This window comes from Brevibacillus schisleri (assembly GCF_055685845.1).
This window is the reverse complement of the sequence record NZ_JBVNDM010000001.1, coordinates 27,501-44,955: the sequence shown is the minus strand read 5'-3', so window position 1 is coordinate 44,955 and position 17,455 is coordinate 27,501. Positions and strand designations below refer to the sequence as shown.

Here is a 17,455-nt window from a genome sequence, read left to right as displayed (position 1 = left end):
TGAAAAAAAGGATAGCCTGCACCTAACTTGCTTTCGCTAGGTGTAGCGCTATCCTTTTAATGTTTTGTACTGTTGCTGTCATCAATACCTGCTCTTGGACATTTTCACGTCCGCGTAACCTACAATAGCGAAGCCCATGCAGTTCTTTAGCATCTGCAAAGCTTCGCTCTATGGTTTGGTATCTTAATCTATATAAATATTTCCCCGATTTACTTAAACGGTTCTGTCGAACCCATTCCTTACTCTCTTCCCAAACGTGCCTGCTTATCACCTTTTGGTGATTTTTAGATCGGGTACACTCAGAAAGCCTTGGACAAGTTTTACATATTTCTTTATTGGACTTATACATCCTGTATCCGTTTCGATCGGTAGTCGAATAAGTAAGCGTATGTTTTTGAGGACATGTGTACACATCGCACTCCAGATCATATTTAAAGCGCCATTTAGCAAAAAGACCTTTAACAGGTGTAAAGGCACGATGACCGATGACAGCAAATACATTTATATCGTGAAGTGCCTTGCAGATTGGAGTAGTTAAATAACCAGCATCTAATGCAATAGCTTCAATTGTATCCTGAAACCCAAACTTCTCGATTTGGAGATTCAGCCTATCTATGTAAGGAACGGAATCATGGACATTGCCAGCAGTGACATGGACATCGGTAATAATATTGTACTTATGATCGACAGTCCGGTGATCGAGATAGAAAAAGCCTTCGGGCTTGCTGTCTCGAACCATGTAGCCACTTTCCGGATCAGTGGTACTCATCTTGATTTCCTTTTCTTCCTTCACACCCTCTCTAGGCTTCAATCCTTTTTTCCATGTACCTCACGGTCTTCATTAATTGCTACCTCTAAATCTTTGAGATAGGCACGACTCGTTTTCTCGATGACATGCTTCTTAAATTTTCGTTTATTCGCATTTGCTTTAAGATGCGTAGAATCACTTATCAATACACGTCCAGCGACCATTCGATGCTGAATCGCCAAGCGAACAATTTCATCAAAAATCTCCTGAAAAACATTTGTATTTTTAAAACGGGTTCGACGATTCCAACTGATTGTTGTGTGATCTGGAACTCGATCTGTTAAAGAAAGGCCAAGAAACCAACGATAGGCGATATTAGTCTGGATTTCTTTTTCGAGTTGCCTCTCTGAGCGGATACCGTAAAGGTATCCAATGAAAATCATTTTAAATAAAACAATAGGATCAATCGACGGTCTACCGTTATCCTCGCAATAATATTGACGTACTTTTTCTCGGATGAAGGAGAAATCTATATGTTTCTGGATGACCCTTAATAAATGGTCCTCTGGGACCAATTCATCAAGACACACAAATTCGTAATGCATTTGTGGATTTTTATCATTGGAGGTAAGCACAATAATCACCTACTATAAAATGTAATTATAAGAATTATAACAAATTAACGCGGTGTCGCTTTAAAATTAAGTGAAATAAAAATGGCTGTCGACTTTCTCGACAGCCTGACCTTGGTATACCAAGGTTTTCCGACTTAAATGGCGTCCCCGAGAGGATTCGAACCTCCGACCTACAGTTTAGGAAACCGTTGCTCTATCCTGCTGAGCTACGGGGACAAATATGATTTGCGGCAAAGAGACTTTTTCTGACGCCGCACCTACATTCTTATTATATGTGTTTATCCATTTTTCGGCAAATACAAGTCGGATCTAAAGACAACAAAAAAACCTTGGCATTCCAAGGTTTTTTGCATCTCAATCCTATTTTGTTCAAAACACGCTGCTTTTCACAGTCAAGCATAGCGGATCGGCTTCATGATCCGTTGACGACCGGAAAAAGTGGCAATTTCCGTTACCCCCATTGAATGGAGGATTTCCAGATTCACCGCCACGTATCTGCCAATATCATCGGGAAAGTGCGCGTCAGACGAGAGTGTCAGTGGAACACCATGCGCCACCAAAACATCGAGGAAAGCGGGACTGGGGCACATTTCCTGAACGGGATAGCGGTAGTACAAGCCCGCATTGATTTCGGTCGCTGTATCCGTTTCCTTCAAAGCAGTTGCGATTCGGTGGTAATAGGGAACAAGCTCCGATTCCTCTGGACGATAGGAGAACACTTTCAGATTGTCCAGATGGGCAACAAAATCAAACAAATTGCTCCTGATCATGGACTCAACTGTGTGGAAAAAGTCCGCGTATAGCTGTTTCAGGTCATGCTGCTCAAACAGATGGCGAGTATCGGGATTGTCAAAGCCCCATCCTTGCAAAAAATGAACAGAACCGATCACATAATCCCACGAAGCACCTGCGAGCAAGCTTTCCAATTCTGCTTCCCCGCCGATAAAGTAATCCGCTTCCAGCCCCAACCGCAACTCCACACCGCTTGCCGACCAACGCTGCTTTGCTTCCTCAATGGCGACACAAAAGTCACTGAGGCTCTCGGTGCATACTTGATCAAGCCACGTTCGCTGCAAACGACCCAACTCGGTGTCCCCCAGCTCCATAAACCGTTCAAAGTAAGGACGGGCTTCACGAAAGCGGTATAAATGATCGACGATCCCCACTTCCTTCAATCCTTTGTTTAACGCTTCACGTAAATACAGATCGATCCAGGATGGGTCGTATGCCCCCAAAGACATGCGGTTATTTAATCGCGCAAGACTGTCCAGCAGCCAGTCACGGGTATGTCGAGGTTCAGTTAACGGATAAAAATGGTCGAGGGCCATATTGGTACGGTCGAGCCAACGCAATGAAAAAGGCCCTTCTTCTAGATGAAGATGATAGTCGATCAACATGTGAAATCTCTCCTTCCCGGATGTTCGCTTATCCAGGTCGTTTGCATGCCAGACGATAGCCATTCATCTGGCATCGGCTGGTCACAAACAACCGCGCTGACATCCTGCCAGCCGCAAATATGGAAAAATTGCGTTTGGCCGATCTTCGATGTGTCTCCCAATACATAGACTTGCTCCGATCGCTGTACCATCATGGTCGAGCACAGCGTTTCTTCCATATCATAATCGGTGAAGCCATCAGCCGTGATCCCTCCACAAGAAATGAATGCCTTATCAAAATGAAAACGAGAGAGCAGCTCGCAGGTAAACGCCCCGGCAACCGATTTTTGGGCCGGATGGGTCAGCCCCCCCAGCATAATGACCTGACCGTTGAATTGATTGGCTTCCAACAGCTCGTTTAGTAAAGAAGCGGCGGGGAGTGAATTCGTGACAATCGTTAATTGATTGAGGCCCTTGATAGCACGTGCCAATTCCAGTGTTGTCGTCCCGACATCGAGCGCGATGGTATCCCCGTCAGACAAAAGTTCTGCCGCGATTTGCCCGATTTTCGTTTTTGCCGTCTGTTGGATCGCCTGTTTCTTTTCAAAATGCGGCTCGCGTTTCGCCAAATGATAAGGGATCGCTCCTCCGTACACTCGTTTTAACAAACGCTGCTGCTCCAACTGGTCCAGATCACGCCGTATGGTCTCCGGTGTTACTGCCAGGGTTTTTGCCAGACTCATCACCTGAATTTTACCGTGACGATTCAATTCGTCGAGAATCACTTGCTGTCGTTCTTCAGGCAATAGTGTCATAAAGCGGAATCACATCCTTGGGACTTACATACAATGTTTTTGTTGTGCCTATCTGCTCCTGCTCGAAGGACAGATGAAGAGTGTCCACCAGTACAGGAACATCACCAATGTTCAGCTCGTAACGGGTAATGTTGCCGAGCATGGTTACCTGAGCGATATTCCCGGTCAAACAGATGTCCTCCCCATTCAAAGGCTGCTCACGAAACGTCTCGGGACGAATTGCAAAACGTTCAACTCCCGGCTGAGGCAAATTAGGTGTTATTCGGGTAAGCTGTTCGGCAGTCAGTACGTTGTAATTGCCAATGAAGCGAGCGACAAATTCAGAACGAGGTTGCGTATAAATCTCTTTAGGACTGCCATTCTGAACGATTCGTCCGCCATTCATGATATAGATGCGGTCGCTGACAGCCATGGCTTCTTCTTGATCGTGAGTAACCAGCACAGTCGTCATATTTAACTCACGTTGGATGGTGCGTAGCTGCTTTTGCAAATTTTTACGAATCTGGGCGTCAAGCGCACTTAGCGGCTCATCGAGCAAAAGCACTTTTGGCCGGGTGACCAGAGAACGAGCAAGTGCCACACGCTGCTGCTGACCACCAGACAATTCACGTGGGTAAGCCTGCTCCTTTCCCACCAATCCCACCAGCTCAATCATTTCCTGGACACGCAGACGAATCTCCGTTTTCGAGATTTTGTTCATTTCCAGGCCAAAGGCAATGTTTTGACTGACCGTAAGATTGGGAAAGAGCGCATACGATTGGAACACCATGCCGATCTGCCTGTTTTTTGGCGACACGTCCGTCACATCTTTGCCGTCAATGTAGATCATGCCCGTATCAGGAGCCGTCAAACCACTGAGGATGCGTAACAGCGTACTTTTGCCACACCCGCTAGGGCCAAGCAAGGTAACCAGCTCGCCTTTTTCAATCGCAAGATCAAGTTGCTGCAGCACGTGTTGACCGTGAAAGGTTTTGGACAAGTTTTTGATTTGGACGTAACTCATCAGGGGACCTCCTTGCGTGCGAAGCTTCGGCGCGTGAATTTTACAACCAGCCCAGTGATGATAGCCATCAGGACAAAATAAGTGACCGTAATCGCGCTGGCGACATGTCCACTTGATGATAACTTGGCGTACAGATACATCTGCAGGGTTTCAAACCTTCCCCCCACCAGGATGTTAATCAGAACGAATTCACCAAACAAAATGGAGAACGACAAGAGTGAGGACACGAAAATTCCAGACATGATATTCGGAACGATAAGCCGTACAAACGCCTGCCAGTGGCTCGCACCCAATAGCTCGGCTGCCTCCATCAACGAACGTGCCTGCATGGCAAGCAGGCTATTGCGCGTTCCCTGATAAAGATACGGAAGCAAACCGACCAAATACGCCCCTGCTGTGATGATCACCATGGGAATTCCGTTTCCTGAATAAGTACGGATCAATCCGACCGCCATAATGACACCCGGAACGGCGTAGGTCAGCATCACCAAAATCTGAACCAGCCTCTCCATCCGGGGAGCGTAGACGATGATGGAGAATACAGCAGGAACAATAATGACGACGGCAACGACTGTCGTCAGAAAGCTGAGTAGAAAAGAACGCCCGAATGCCTGCAAGAATCGGGGATCGGCATACAGCTCCGCAAACCATTTTCCTGTGAGTCCTTCCGGCAAGACCGTGCTATTCCACTCGGTTGCCAGTGAGTAAAGGATGGTTGCAGCTACTGGCAAAAACAAATACAGCATGACCAACGCAAACGACAAGGATGGCAAACTGATCCGCTTCAAGATAAATCCCTCCGAATCTTCCGCGTCAGCCACTCGTTCACGAGCAGAGCGGCGGCAAGCGTCAGGCCAAGCAGTACTGCGAGTGCGCTACCTAGCTCGGGTCTTGCAAAAATGTCGCCAGATACTAGCGCACCAATCCGAATGGGCACTAGATTGTAGTTGCTCCCGGTGAGCGCGTAGGCAGAAGCATAAGCACCCATTGCATTGGCAAACAGAATGCTGAATGTGCCGACGATACCCGGAAGGAGTACCGGAAACCCGATTCTCAGCCAAAACTCCCATGGACTTGCCCCAAGCAGCTCGGCCGCTTCCATCCATTGCTTCTGAATGGCGTTGTACAGGGGATACAGAAGCATTACCGCCAGAGGTAGTTGAAAATAAATATACACAAGCGTCAAGCCGCTCCACGAATACAGAGTAAAGGACTGACCAAAATCAATCCCCAGTTGCTTGGCGAGCAAAACAAACAATCCACTGTTTCCCAACAGGACAATGAAGGCAAAAGCGAGCGGAATCCCCGCAAAATTGGAGGTTAGATTGGTAATGACAAGCACTCGCTGTTGCAGAGCCTGTGGGAAACGGGTAATCGCATAGGTGGCAAAAACAGCAACAACGATTCCAATGAGAGCAGACAGGAACGAGATGAGCACACTGTTCTCAAAAGCCTGCAAGTAATACGGATTTGAAAAAATCTCACGATAGTTACTTATGGTAAAACCGCCGCCCCCCTCGGCCTGAAAGCTCCCTCCAATCATGGAAAGCAACGGGACGAGAAGAAACAGAGCGATCATTGCAAAGAACGGAATCGTCGTGACCCAAAACATACTGACAAATCGTTTCATCGCAAAAGCTCCTTTCTTAGAAGAAAAGACGCCCCCTTAGGGAGACGTCTTGCTCAGCCCTCATACGTTCAATGGCTGCATCTCTTTCGAGGGGGGGATGCCGAGCAAATGGCAGGCAAGCGGAGCCACCTGCAATTGCGGAATTGCCTCCTCGCGAATACCCGGAGATATCAGGTTGCTGATGACAAACAAGGGAACGTCCCGGTCAGCGCTAGAGGTGCCACCATGATTTCCATCGGCTGTCATCCCGTGATCGGCTGTCACGATGATTTGATAACCCGCATCGATCCACGCAGGAAGCACGTTTGCCAGTATCGAATCTGCCGCAAGAACGCGATTTCGATATTGCGTGGAATCGGCCGTATGCTTATGGCCATCATCGTCGATATTCATGGAGTGGACGTAAAGAAAATCCGGATTGTATCCATTCAACAAAAAGTTGGCATCAGCAAACAAGTGTGTATCCGGGTAGTGATCTTCCCAGTAGAACATCCCGTTTTGTATCGGCTTGTCGGAGTTCAATTGGATTCGGTCGTGAAACGGGTTGAATGGAGCCTTGTTATATAGCTCGCTTACCCAGCCATAAGCGGCAGCAGCGTTGGACATCCCGTTTTTTTGCGTCAGGTGAAAGAGACTCTCCTGATGCGAAAGTCGAACCGTCTGATTGCTAGAAATGCCGTTCTTCCACACAGGAGTTCCTGTTAAAAGAACCTCGTACAAAGGACGAGACAGACTGGGTAATTCTGATCTCACCTGAAACCGGGCCGCAATGCCGTATTCGACCAGGTGATGCAGATACCCCATGTGCGAGACGGCTGTGTCAAATCTCAATCCGTCGAGCACAATCATGGCGAGCTTGCTAGCGCACATGGATTAACACCTTCTCTTGCCATAACTGCGGCAACTTTTTAGCCGTCTCTTCCCAAGCAGTCAAATCGCCCACCGGACGTGCGTTTTTATACATATCATCGGGGAGCAGTTTGGCTTTAGCGGATTCATCCAGCTTGGCGTTAGCGCGAATCGGTCGTGCATAGCCGCGAGCCAAATTGGACTGTCCAGCGTCGGAGAGAATGTATTCACGAGCCAGCATGGCAGCGTGTGGGTGCTTGGCGTACTTGTTGATTACTGTAGCGTACCCGCTGCTGACTGATGCTTCCTCCGGGATGAGGACATCAAAGCGGTTTTTATCGATTTTGTCCCGATACCCGAGCGCGTTGAAGTCCCACAAGATTGCGACTTCGACCTCACCCTTTTCTAGATTGGCAAGGCTCGGATCGCTCGTACTGAGCCGCTTGTTTTTGGCCAATTCAGCGAAAAAGTCAATGCCGGGCTGAATATTTTTCTCATCTCCCCCATTAGCATAGGCGGCGGCCAAAACGGCAAACTGCGCCTGGTTCGCTTTCATGACATCGCCGATCGCGACCTTATAGCTTCCGTTTTTCAAATCTGCCCAGGACTTGGGAGGATTTTGCACCTTTGTCTTGTCAGTGATAAAAGCCAGCGTTCCGGTATAGCCTAGCAACCAATGTCCTTCATCATCTTTTGCCCAGTCGGGAATGTCGTTCCAGTAAGAGGTTTTGTAAGGCAGCGTCAGCCCTTTTTGCTTGGCTAACGGTCCAAAAGCGATACCTACGTCACCGATATCTGCAGTAGCGTCTTCTTTTTCTGCTTCAAACTTAGCCAATTCTTCTGCGCTCGACATGTCGGTGTCCGTATGCTTCAGGCCGTATTCCTTTCCGAGATTGCCCCAGGTCTCTACCCAGTTTGCCCACGTGTCTGGCATACCCACGGAGTTGACTTCTCCCTCCTGCTTCGCTTTTTCTACAATTTGATCCAGGGTCAATTGCGACGTATCCAGAGAAGTGCCTGATTTCGTCTCGGTGGCACATCCCGCAAGCAGAAAAACGGATGTCATGACAACAATGGTTCGTTTCCAGCTTAACTGGTTCCCTCTCATCTTTAAGGCCCCTTTTCGTTTTTATTTGTGTTTGGTCTTTTGGCTTTTTCTAACCCAATCGTAAACAATCAAAATGAAACTGATATAAATGCGTTGTTAAAAAGCTATTAAGACTCTATGAAAAATAGAAGTGAACGCAAAAAGTGGCCCTCTGAATACCAGAGAACCACCTAGGCCTTCGTTTTTCCTCTTTAATTGTGAGCAAATTGCTCCTCTTCCGTTGACCCGCTGAGGGCAGTCGTAGAGGAATTGCCGCCAGAGATGACCTGCGCAACCTCATCGAAATACCCGGTACCCACTTCACGCTGATGACGAGTGGCCGTATAGCCATGGACTTCGCTATCAAACTCAGCCTGCTGCAATTCAGAGTAGGCAGCCATTCCGCGGTCACGATAGCCGCGTGCCAATTCAAACATGCTGTAATTCAGGGAGTGGAAGCCAGCGAGCGTGACAAATTGGAACTTGTAGCCCATCTCGCCGATCTCTTCCTGGAAGCGAGCGATAGTCTGTTCATCCAGCTTCTTTTTCCAGTTGAAAGAAGGAGAGCAATTGTACGCTAACAGTTTGCCCGGGTATTTGGCATGGATCGCTTCGGCAAAACGGCGTGCTTCCTCCAAATTCGGCTCAGAAGTCTCGCACCAGATCAAATCTGCATAAGGAGCGTACGCAAGACCACGGGCAATCGCTGCATCCAATCCGCCGCGTAGACGGAAGAATCCTTCTGCTGTTCGTTCACCCGTCAGGAATGGTTTATCCTGCTCGTCGATGTCGCTGGTGATCAGGAAAGCGCCATTGGCATCGGTACGTGCCACGATAATTGTCGGGACTCCCATCACATCTGCCGCAAATCGAGCGGAAATCAGATTACGTACAGCCGCCTGCGTCGGAATGAGTACCTTTCCGCCCATATGCCCGCATTTTTTCTCAGAAGCGAGTTGGTCTTCAAAATGCACGCCTGCTGCGCCCGCTTCAATCATACCTTTCATCAATTCGAAGACATTGAGTGGGCCACCAAAACCCGCTTCTGCGTCTGCTACGATTGGAGCAAACCAATGCGTGTCGGTACCTCCCTCTGATTGATCGATCTGATCCGCCCGTTGCAATGCCTGATTAATTCTTTTTACGACTTGGGGAACACTGTTTGCCGGGTAGAGGCTTTGATCAGGATACATCTGCCCAGACAGATTGGCATCGGCCGCTACCTGCCAGCCACTCAAATAAATCGCTTTTAATCCTGCCTTTACCTGCTGAATCGCTTGATTCCCGGTCAAAGCCCCCAACGCTTTAATATGGTGCTCGGTATGCAAAAGATCCCATAGACGCTCTGCTCCCAGACGAGCCAGTGTATGTTCGATTTGTACGGAACCGCGCAGACGAATGACATCTTCTGCCGTATACGGGCGTGTAATTCCTTTAAAACGCTCACCCTGCCAGCTTTGCTCCACCTGTTGAATCGCTTCCTGTTTGTTTACTTTTTTCATTTTCATTTCCCCCACTCTTATTATTTTTACAAATAGCGATAACCCGGTACTGTTAGGAAGTCTTCAAAATCTTCTGTCGTTACCAATTGCAAGAACAGATCTCCAGCAGTCGGATACTTGCTTTTGTCGTATCTCTCCTGGCCAATTGCTTGCTTGATCGCTTGCAGCTCCTCACTCAGCCACTGCTTCACCAAGCCTTCCGTCACCTTTCTACCATCCTGCAAGACTCCGTGACGATGACGCATCCATTGCCAGACTTGTGCCCTCGAAATTTCTGCTGTAGCCGCATCCTCCATCAGATTGTTGATCGGCACAGCCCCAGAGCCTCGCAACCAAGCCTCGATGTACTGCAAGCCTACACTTATGTTCGTACGGACACCCGCTTCTGTAATCGTGCCCTCTGGGACTGCCAGCAGGTGACTAGCAGATACGTCTACGTCTTCACGTTTGTACCAAATTTGGTTCGGCTCTCTCATCAGGCGATCGAACACTTCCATGGCTACCGGCACTAGCCCGGGGTGAGCAACCCAAGTCCCATCATGTCCATCGTACGCTTCCCGCTCTTTGTCAGCGCGCACTTTGGCAATGGCTTCTGCGTTTTGTACCGGGTCATTTTTCACCGGAATTTGTGCAGCCATTCCGCCGATGCATGGTGCCATCCGTTTATGGCAAGTCTTCACGGCCAGCGTGGTGTATGCTTTCATGAACGGAACGGTCATGGTTACTTGCGCACGATCCGGTGTAATCACATCAGGCTGATTCCGCAGCTTTTTGATATAGCTGAAAATGTAATCCCAACGTCCGCAATTCAGTCCTGCACTATGCTCGCGCAGCTCATACAGAATCTCATCCATCTCAAAAGCCGCAAGAATCGTTTCGATCAATACTGTCGCGCGAATAGTACCGCGTGGAATATTTAATTCATCCTGTGCGAAAAGGAAGACGTCGTTCCAGAGGCGAGCCTCCAAGTGGCTTTCCAGTTTCGGTAAGTAGAAATACGGTGCTGTCTGATTCGCGATAAGAGCATCTACGTTGTGGTAAAAGTAAAGTCCGAAATCAAGCAGGCTGCCGGAGATCGGTTTTTGATCGAGTAGGATGTGCTTTTCTTCAAGATGCCAGCCACGAGGACGCACGATCAAAACCGCTGTTTTTTCATTGAGGGTGTATGATTTGCCCTCCGGACTGATGTAAGAGATATTGCGGCGTACCGCATCCTTCATGTTGATTTGGCCTTGGATGGTGTTCTCCCAGGTCGGTGAGTTCGCGTCCTCAAAGTCAGCCATGAAAAGCCGAGCACCCGAGTTCAGTGCATTGATGACCATTTTTCGGTCACCCGAAGGTCCTGTAATCTCCACCCGTCTGTCCTGCAAATCTTTGGGCAATGGAGCAACAGTCCAATCTCCTTTACGAATGTCCGCTGTCTCCTGTAGAAAATCCGGCAGTTGACCTGCATCGATTTGCAATTGACGCTCCACGCGTTTCGCCAACAATTGTTGTCGTCTGTCGCCAAACCTTTGCTCCAGCTTCATCACGAATTGAATCGCTTCTGGTGTCAGGATTTCTTGATAACCAGGGTGCATCTCACCGGAAATCTGCACCTCCAGCGGATATGGATTCGTTGGTACGGTAGTCAAAACAGCTCCTCCTCCCTTAACTCAAAGTTATTATGGTACAGATCAATAAAACTATTTTTATTATATAACAGTAGTGACAAAAAAAATGTCCTTACTCCTGATACCCGCTGCCACTACAATGACTGCAGCATACATGCCCGTCTCCCATGCACTTGTGGCAAGCCGCTCCGTTGGCATCACGACCAACGCCTCCACATCTTGGGCAATTTTGTTCTCCGTTTCCTTCACACCGATAGCAGTCCATTCTCCATTCCTCCATTTCTGTATTAAAACAATATTCTTAAGATTTGTTTTTATTATATAACAGAAATTAGTACAGTGCAACGCGTTTTTTTAAAAATTCCACCTGTATTAGTACACAATATAAAACAGCCCTTGACCCGTTATGGATCAAGAGCTGTTTTCCAAATCTCTCGCTTATTACTTCGGTGCGATCTTATCTACTCCGCCCATGTATGGACGAAGAACTTCTGGAATCACGATTGCTCCGTCTGCCTCTTGGTAGTTCTCCAAGATCGCTGCTACTGTACGTCCAATCGCCAAACCAGAACCATTCAAGGTATGCACAAATTCTAGCTTCGATTTCGTATCGCGACGGAAACGGATATTGGCACGACGCGCTTGGAAATCTTCAAAGTTCGAGCAAGACGAGATTTCACGGTATGTGCCGCCGCTTGGAATCCAAACTTCCAGGTCGAATTTCTTCGCAGCCGTAAAACCAAGATCACCTGTGCACATGCTCAGAACACGGTATGGCAATCCAAGCAGTTGAAGCACCTTTTCAGCGTTTTTCACCAGCTTGTCGAGTTCGTCATAAGACTCTTCTGGTTTCACGAATTTCACCAGCTCAACTTTGTTGAATTGATGCTGACGAATCAACCCACGCGTATCACGGCCAGCAGAGCCCGCTTCCGAGCGGAAACACGCGCTGAAAGCAGTGTAGTAGCGAGGGAGATCCGCTCCATCCATGATTTCATCACGATGCATATTGGTGACTGGCACCTCTGCTGTTGGAATCAGGAAGTAATCTGGTCCCTCGATTTTGAATGCATCCTCTTCAAACTTAGGCAATTGACCCGTTCCCGTCATGCTCGTACGGTTGACGATAAACGGTGGAATCACTTCTTCATAGCCATGCTCGTTCGAGTGCAAATCCATCATGAAGTTCATCAGTGCGCGCTCCAGACGTGCGCCCAAGCCTTTATAGAAAACAAAACGGCTTCCTGTTACTTTTGCCGCGGTTTCAAAATCGAGGATGCCTGCTTGGCTAGCCAGCTCCCAGTGAGGCTTAATCTCGAACTCAAACGCACGTGGCTCTCCCCATGTCCAGGCAATCACGTTATCGTCTTCTGTCGTACCGATCGGCGTGCTTTCATGCGGAAGGTTCGGCAGGCTCAGCAAAATGAACTCGAGCTGTTCATCCAGTTGGCGCAGCTCTTCATCCAAAGCCTTGATGCGCTCATTTACTTCTTTCATTTCCGCGATCAGATGGTCTGCATTTTCCTTATTGCGTTTCATAACCGCTACTTGCTCGGATACCGTGTTACGCTTATTTTTCAGCGCTTCTGCTTCTTGGATGACTTCGCGACGCTTTTCATCTACTTCTACGAATTGATCCAACGCAGAAATATCCTCATTGCGGTGAGCCAAACGGCGTTTTACTTCTTCTAGATCCTGACGCAATACTTTTACGTCCAACATGTGTAAATCCCTCCGAATCGTTTTGAAAAAAAACAAAAAACACCCGTCCCCTGGTAAGGGACGAGTGTTGTATACCCGCGTTGCCACCCTCGTTGACACATGCACATTCCTTCGTTCATATGTCCACTCTTCCGTCATAACGGGACGGTTCCGGGCAAAGTTGTTGTTCCTTTGCCACTCCGAGATGGATTCCCTCACATAACCGGATCGGTTCGCACCTACCACCGACTCTCTAGGCCTGGCTCTTGTGAAGTACTTGTTCTCATCATCGCATTCTCATTCATGAATACTATTATTGTTAACTGTACTACAGGTTCTATACGTATGTAAAGAGCACCCCACCTCGATCTTTACAGAAAAAAGAAGATCGGTGCCTTTTTAAGGACCCGATCTTCCAGTATGACAGCTAGCTTCTATATTCCTTAACCATGTCGAGAAAGTATTTGTGCAGTCTTGTATCTTCGGTCAATTCCGGGTGAAAGGCTGCTGCCAAATAGTGACCGCTTCGGGCGACAACAATCTTGTCTTCGTGCTTAGCCAAGACTTGACCGTTCTCTCCCACTTCCATGATATACGGTGCCCGGATGAACACTGCCGGGTAATCTGCACCCACATCGGCAACAGGCATCAAGACTTCAAAGCTCTCCTTTTGGCGACCAAAAGCATTCCGCTCCACTTTGATATCCATCAAGCCTAAATGGTGATCGTCTTGTCCTTGAATCCGTTTCGCCAGAAGAATCGCTCCTGCGCAAGTTCCGAAGATCGGCTTGTTCACTTTACCGAACTCTTGAACCGCCTCCATGAATCCGTACTTGTGCATCAGCTTGCTAATCGTGGTGCTTTCTCCGCCAGGAATAACCAGTCCATCAAGGTCATCCAGTTCTTCTACTCGTTTGACCGGGACAGCTGTGGCACCAACCTCTTCTAGCATTCGAAGATGTTCTGCTACAGCTCCTTGTAGAGCGAGTACGCCGATTTTCATGCTATTCACCTTACCAGCCGCGCTCTTGCATGCGATCAGCTTCACGAATTTTGGAGATTTCGATTCCTGGCATTGCCGTCCCCAAGCCTTTGGATACGCGAGCAATCAGTTCGTAATCCGTGTAGTGGGTAGTCGCTTCCACAATCGCGCGAGCAAACTTCTCTGGATTCTCTGATTTAAAGATACCAGAGCCAACAAACACGCCATCGGAACCGAGTTGCATCATCAGGGCAGCATCTGCTGGTGTTGCTACTCCACCTGCTGCGAAGTTTACGACTGGCAGCTTACCTGTTTTGTGTACCTCTTCAAGCAGTTCGTATGGGGCACCCAGGTTTTTGGCTTCCGCCATCAGTTCATCGTAGGACATGGCTTGCACTTTACGGATTTGGGACATCATCGTGCGCATGTGACGAACAGCCTCTACAATGTTTCCGGTACCTGGCTCACCTTTTGTACGGATCATGGAAGCACCTTCCCCAATACGGCGGAGGGCTTCACCCAGATCACGGGCGCCACATACAAACGGTACAGTGAACTCTTTTTTATTGATATGATACAAGTCATCTGCCGGAGTGAGCACTTCACTCTCATCGAGATAATCTACACCCAGAGATTCGAGAACACGCGCTTCAACAAAATGACCGATACGAGCTTTTGCCATAACAGGGATGGAAACAGCATTCAGTACTTCCTCTACAATGCTAAGGTCAGCCATACGCGCAACTCCACCAGCTGCACGAATGTCAGACGGTACACGCTCCAAAGCCATTACAGCAACAGCACCCGCTGCTTCTGCAATTTTCGCTTGTTCAGCATTCACGACGTCCATAATGACGCCGCCTTTTTGCATTTCAGCCATACCTCTTTTAACGCGGGACGTTCCTACTTGTACCATTACAAATACCCCCTACATCATGAGTCAGAACCGAAACTGTTATGCGGTGTTATGGTTCCTGTTACCGTCATTGTAAACGATAGATGTAGGGGAAAACAATAGTTATTTAATTTCCTGTTCCACTGCTAAACAAATTGCTGAAAAACTCTATGATGCTGCGGAAGAACAGACGAATCCAGCTGGCTTCCTCTACAGCCTGTCCTGCTACGATATCCACGCCTGCTTTTTCTGCGTCTTCAGGCTGCAAGTAATCCGATTCTTTCATACCTTCTTCTTTCAAAACGATCTTACCGACAACTTGTCCTTGCTGAATCGGTGCGGTTAGCTCCTGGAAGGTAACCGTTGGCGTGTATTTTGCTTCCGTACCGGTTTTGGTGATCATATTTACTTCGCTGCCTGTAACGACTGGTACAGTTACCTCTACACCGTTTTTCACAGGAGCTGTTTCAAAGCCTTTGACTGGTACATTCTTGTCCATTTGTTTTGTGAGTTTGAAATTGCCAAAACCGTAGTCAAACAGTTTTCTCGTCTCAGCAAAACGCTTTGATTCGGTGCTTGCTTTCATCACGACGCTAATCAAACGCATGTTGTCGCGAACAGCCGTACCTGTAAAACAATAACCTGCTGCATCTGTGTGCCCCGTTTTTAATCCGTCTACACCTGGGTAGTAACTGATCAGACTAGGCAGCATCCAGTTATAGTTTTTCTTAGTCCACTCATTTGGTGTACCTGTACGGAAGGTGAAGATTGGTTTTTTGGAGGTCTCCAACGCATTCGGGAAATCGTGAATCAGCGCACGGGCAAGGATCGCTGAATCTCGAGCAGACATCAGGTTTTCTTTTTGATCGGTCTGGACTGAGTATGGACCTAACTCATCGGCTGGCAAACCAGTAGAAGTAACGAACGAAGTATTTTTCATACCAAGCTCTGCTGCCTTTTTGTTCATCAGTTCAACAAAGGCTGCCTCACTGCCTGCGATATGCTCAGCCAAAAGTACAGTAGCGTCATTGGCCGATACAATTGCCATCGCTTCGTACAATTGTTTAACCGTAAAGGATTCGCCTAAATTCAAATACACACCAGACGAATCAGAAATTTTAGCGATATAAAACGCATAATCACTTACAGGGACGACATCATCCCATTTCATCTTCTTTTGCTTGATGGCATCATGAACCAGATATTCGGTCATCATTTTACTCATACTCGCAGGCGGAAGTGCTACGTCAGGATCTTTACTATAGAGAACCTTTCCCGTCGATGCCTCAACAAGAATGGCTGACTTCGCTTCCAATTGTAGATTCGCTTGAGATGCTACAGGGGCGGCTTCCACCTTTGAAACCATTCCTCCCATTGCTGTAGCAAAAACAGCGACAGAAAGGAACAGACCCGTCAATCGCTTTGTCCATGTCTTTCGCTTCATGTAATCTCTCACTCTCCTATTTCTGTCGATTTTATTTTTTCATGAAACAAGCACACAATTGTAAGTGTACCATAGGTTGCAGGGTGGCTTGAAGCGAGATTCCCCCTTATTCCATATGTTAGTAGCTAGTAAAAATCCCCTCTCTTTATAAAAGAAAGGGGACGTAGGTCTTCCGTATCATTTTTCGCTTAGGAAATCGAGTAGTTTGGTGATTCTTTAGTAATTTGTACATCGTGTGGGTGGCTTTCACGCAAGCCAGCGCCGGTAATGCGAACGAACTGGGAGTTTTGAATCAAATCTTCGATGGTCTTCGCTCCGCAGTATCCCATACCTGCACGCAGTCCACCAATCAACTGATACGTGACATCTGCCAATGGGCCTTTGTAAGGAACACGGCCTTCGATCCCTTCCGGAACGAGCTTTTGTGCGTTCTCTTGGAAGTAACGGTCCTTACTGCCGGCTTTCATCGCGCCAATCGATCCCATTCCGCGATATACCTTGAAACGGCGACCTTGGAAAATCTCGAATTCACCTGGGCTTTCTTCTGTACCAGCGAACAGACTTCCGATCATGATCACTGAAGCACCTGCACCAATTGCTTTTGGCAAATCACCGGAGTATTTAATGCCGCCGTCGGCAATAATTGGAATATTGTACTCTCGTGCTACCTGTGCACAATCGTGGATCGCTGTAATTTGCGGAACCCCGATACCTGCTACAACACGAGTTGTACAAATGGAACCAGGACCGATACCAACCTTCACTACAGATGCGCCAGCTTCGATCAGATCGCGAGTAGCTTGTCCAGTTGCAACGTTTCCTGCGACGATGGTGAGCGTTGGGTATTCTTTGCGAACGGCTTTTACCGTTTCAATTACGCCTTTGGAATGCCCATGAGCCGTATCGATTACCAAAACGTCTACGCCCGCTTGTACAAGTGCTGCGGCACGCTCAAACGTGTCTGCTGATACCCCAACGGCAGCACCACACAGCAAGCGGCCTTGGTTATCTTTTGCTGCATTTGGGTATTGGATTGCTTTTTCAATATCTTTAATCGTAATGAGTCCACGCAGGGTGTTATTCTCATCCACCAATGGGAGCTTTTCAATCTTATGTTGTTGAAGAATCAATTCTGCCTGTTGCAGTGTAGTACCAACAGGAGCCGTCACCAGATT

16 protein-coding genes, 1 tRNA gene and 1 other annotated feature (1 of these 18 running past the window's edge) are annotated in these 17,455 nt (G+C 47.9%); all 17 genes read right to left on the bottom strand.

Translation table 11 applies throughout. The annotated features are described in order from the left end of the window. Window positions 1–22 precede the first annotated feature (22 nt). A protein-coding gene (locus ACUUHJ_RS00290) for an IS1182 family transposase (RefSeq protein WP_472301122.1) occupies window positions 23–1,353 on the bottom strand; the annotation gives its coding sequence in 2 pieces (ribosomal slippage) (window positions 23–813 and window positions 813–1,353; 1,332 coding nt in all). A gap of 169 nt (window positions 1,354–1,522) precedes the next feature. Continuing rightward, window positions 1,523–1,599, bottom strand: a tRNA-Arg gene (locus ACUUHJ_RS00285). Window positions 1,600–1,775: 176 nt separating this feature from the next. After that, window positions 1,776–2,780, bottom strand: a complete 1,005-nt coding sequence (locus ACUUHJ_RS00280) for a histidinol phosphate phosphatase domain-containing protein (protein ID WP_472298046.1) — start codon at window positions 2,778–2,780, stop codon at window positions 1,776–1,778. After that, window positions 2,774–3,574, bottom strand: a complete 801-nt coding sequence (locus tag ACUUHJ_RS00275; RefSeq protein WP_472298045.1) for a DeoR/GlpR family DNA-binding transcription regulator — start codon at window positions 3,572–3,574, stop codon at window positions 2,774–2,776. Before ACUUHJ_RS00275 ends, ACUUHJ_RS00280 begins: the two co-directional genes overlap by 7 nt. After that, window positions 3,558–4,577, bottom strand: coding sequence for an ABC transporter ATP-binding protein (locus ACUUHJ_RS00270; RefSeq protein WP_289675420.1), 1,020 nt, complete (start codon window positions 4,575–4,577; stop codon window positions 3,558–3,560). The genes ACUUHJ_RS00275 and ACUUHJ_RS00270 overlap by 17 nt, the downstream gene beginning before the upstream one ends. Next, complete coding sequence (locus ACUUHJ_RS00265; protein WP_472298044.1) at window positions 4,577–5,365, bottom strand: ABC transporter permease; 789 nt, start codon at window positions 5,363–5,365, stop codon at window positions 4,577–4,579. The genes ACUUHJ_RS00270 and ACUUHJ_RS00265 overlap by 1 nt, the downstream gene beginning before the upstream one ends. Continuing rightward, window positions 5,362–6,207: an ABC transporter permease gene (locus ACUUHJ_RS00260; protein ID WP_472298043.1), complete on the bottom strand. Its 846-nt coding sequence runs from the start codon at window positions 6,205–6,207 to the stop codon at window positions 5,362–5,364. The genes ACUUHJ_RS00265 and ACUUHJ_RS00260 overlap by 4 nt, the downstream gene beginning before the upstream one ends. Before the next feature lie 60 nt (window positions 6,208–6,267). Beyond that, window positions 6,268–7,077, bottom strand: coding sequence for an alkaline phosphatase family protein (locus ACUUHJ_RS00255; protein ID WP_289675417.1), 810 nt, complete (start codon window positions 7,075–7,077; stop codon window positions 6,268–6,270). Continuing rightward, window positions 7,067–8,164, bottom strand: a complete 1,098-nt coding sequence (locus ACUUHJ_RS00250) for an ABC transporter substrate-binding protein (protein WP_289675416.1) — start codon at window positions 8,162–8,164, stop codon at window positions 7,067–7,069. The genes ACUUHJ_RS00255 and ACUUHJ_RS00250 overlap by 11 nt, the downstream gene beginning before the upstream one ends. A 191-nt stretch (window positions 8,165–8,355) precedes the next feature. Next, window positions 8,356–9,645: an isocitrate lyase gene (gene aceA / locus ACUUHJ_RS00245; protein WP_289675414.1), complete on the bottom strand. Its 1,290-nt coding sequence runs from the start codon at window positions 9,643–9,645 to the stop codon at window positions 8,356–8,358. 26 nt (window positions 9,646–9,671) lie between these two features. Continuing rightward, a complete protein-coding gene (gene aceB / locus ACUUHJ_RS00240) occupies window positions 9,672–11,279 on the bottom strand; it encodes a malate synthase A (protein ID WP_289675411.1) in 1,608 nt (535 codons plus the stop codon). 60 nt (window positions 11,280–11,339) lie between these two features. After that, window positions 11,340–11,507 (bottom strand): hypothetical protein, encoded by a 168-nt coding sequence (locus ACUUHJ_RS00235; RefSeq protein ID WP_231850539.1) that lies wholly within the window; start codon window positions 11,505–11,507, stop codon window positions 11,340–11,342. A gap of 192 nt (window positions 11,508–11,699) precedes the next feature. Further along, window positions 11,700–12,980: a serine--tRNA ligase gene (gene serS / locus ACUUHJ_RS00230; protein WP_289675408.1), complete on the bottom strand. Its 1,281-nt coding sequence runs from the start codon at window positions 12,978–12,980 to the stop codon at window positions 11,700–11,702. Window positions 12,981–13,033: 53 nt separating this feature from the next. Next, window positions 13,034–13,258, bottom strand: a binding site (T-box leader). A gap of 128 nt (window positions 13,259–13,386) precedes the next feature. Beyond that, the gene (pdxT, locus tag ACUUHJ_RS00225) at window positions 13,387–13,962 is read right to left on the bottom strand and encodes a pyridoxal 5'-phosphate synthase glutaminase subunit PdxT (RefSeq protein WP_472298042.1); all 576 of its coding nucleotides are present in this window, start codon (window positions 13,960–13,962) and stop codon (window positions 13,387–13,389) included. A 10-nt stretch (window positions 13,963–13,972) separates the two neighbouring features. Next, entirely contained in the window at window positions 13,973–14,857 is an 885-nt protein-coding gene (gene pdxS, locus ACUUHJ_RS00220; protein WP_012683798.1) for a pyridoxal 5'-phosphate synthase lyase subunit PdxS, read from the bottom strand. Window positions 14,858–14,963: 106 nt separating this feature from the next. After that, window positions 14,964–16,280 carry a D-alanyl-D-alanine carboxypeptidase family protein gene (locus ACUUHJ_RS00215; protein ID WP_289675405.1) on the bottom strand — a complete coding sequence of 439 codons (1,317 nt, stop codon included), beginning with the start codon at window positions 16,278–16,280 and terminating at the stop codon, window positions 14,964–14,966. Window positions 16,281–16,468: 188 nt separating this feature from the next. Continuing rightward, window positions 16,469–17,455, bottom strand: the 3' portion of a protein-coding gene (gene guaB / locus ACUUHJ_RS00210; protein WP_289675404.1) for an IMP dehydrogenase. The gene runs 474 nt beyond the window's last position; the window shows 987 of its 1,461 coding nt (coding positions 475–1,461); the start codon falls outside the window, past its right edge — the gene reads right to left on this strand; its stop codon occupies window positions 16,469–16,471.

Bases quoted from the DNA above. Each gene is read 5' to 3' on its own strand.
- ACUUHJ_RS00280 (WP_472298046.1), bottom strand. From the start codon at position 2,780: ATGTTGATCGACTATCATCTTCATCTAGAAGAAGGGCCTTTTTCATTG.
- ACUUHJ_RS00275 (WP_472298045.1), bottom strand. From the start codon at position 3,574: ATGACACTATTGCCTGAAGAACGACAGCAAGTGATTCTCGACGAATTG.
- ACUUHJ_RS00270 (WP_289675420.1), bottom strand. From the start codon at position 4,577: ATGAGTTACGTCCAAATCAAAAACTTGTCCAAAACCTTTCACGGTCAA.
- ACUUHJ_RS00260 (WP_472298043.1), bottom strand. From the start codon at position 6,207: ATGAAACGATTTGTCAGTATGTTTTGGGTCACGACGATTCCGTTCTTT.
- ACUUHJ_RS00255 (WP_289675417.1), bottom strand. From the start codon at position 7,077: ATGTGCGCTAGCAAGCTCGCCATGATTGTGCTCGACGGATTGAGATTT.
- ACUUHJ_RS00250 (WP_289675416.1), bottom strand. From the start codon at position 8,164: ATGAGAGGGAACCAGTTAAGCTGGAAACGAACCATTGTTGTCATGACA.
- aceA (WP_289675414.1), bottom strand. From the start codon at position 9,645: ATGAAAAAAGTAAACAAACAGGAAGCGATTCAACAGGTGGAGCAAAGC.
- serS (WP_289675408.1), bottom strand. From the start codon at position 12,980: ATGTTGGACGTAAAAGTATTGCGTCAGGATCTAGAAGAAGTAAAACGC.
- pdxT (WP_472298042.1), bottom strand. From the start codon at position 13,962: ATGAAAATCGGCGTACTCGCTCTACAAGGAGCTGTAGCAGAACATCTT.
- pdxS (WP_012683798.1), bottom strand. From the start codon at position 14,857: ATGGTACAAGTAGGAACGTCCCGCGTTAAAAGAGGTATGGCTGAAATG.
- ACUUHJ_RS00215 (WP_289675405.1), bottom strand. From the start codon at position 16,280: ATGAAGCGAAAGACATGGACAAAGCGATTGACGGGTCTGTTCCTTTCT.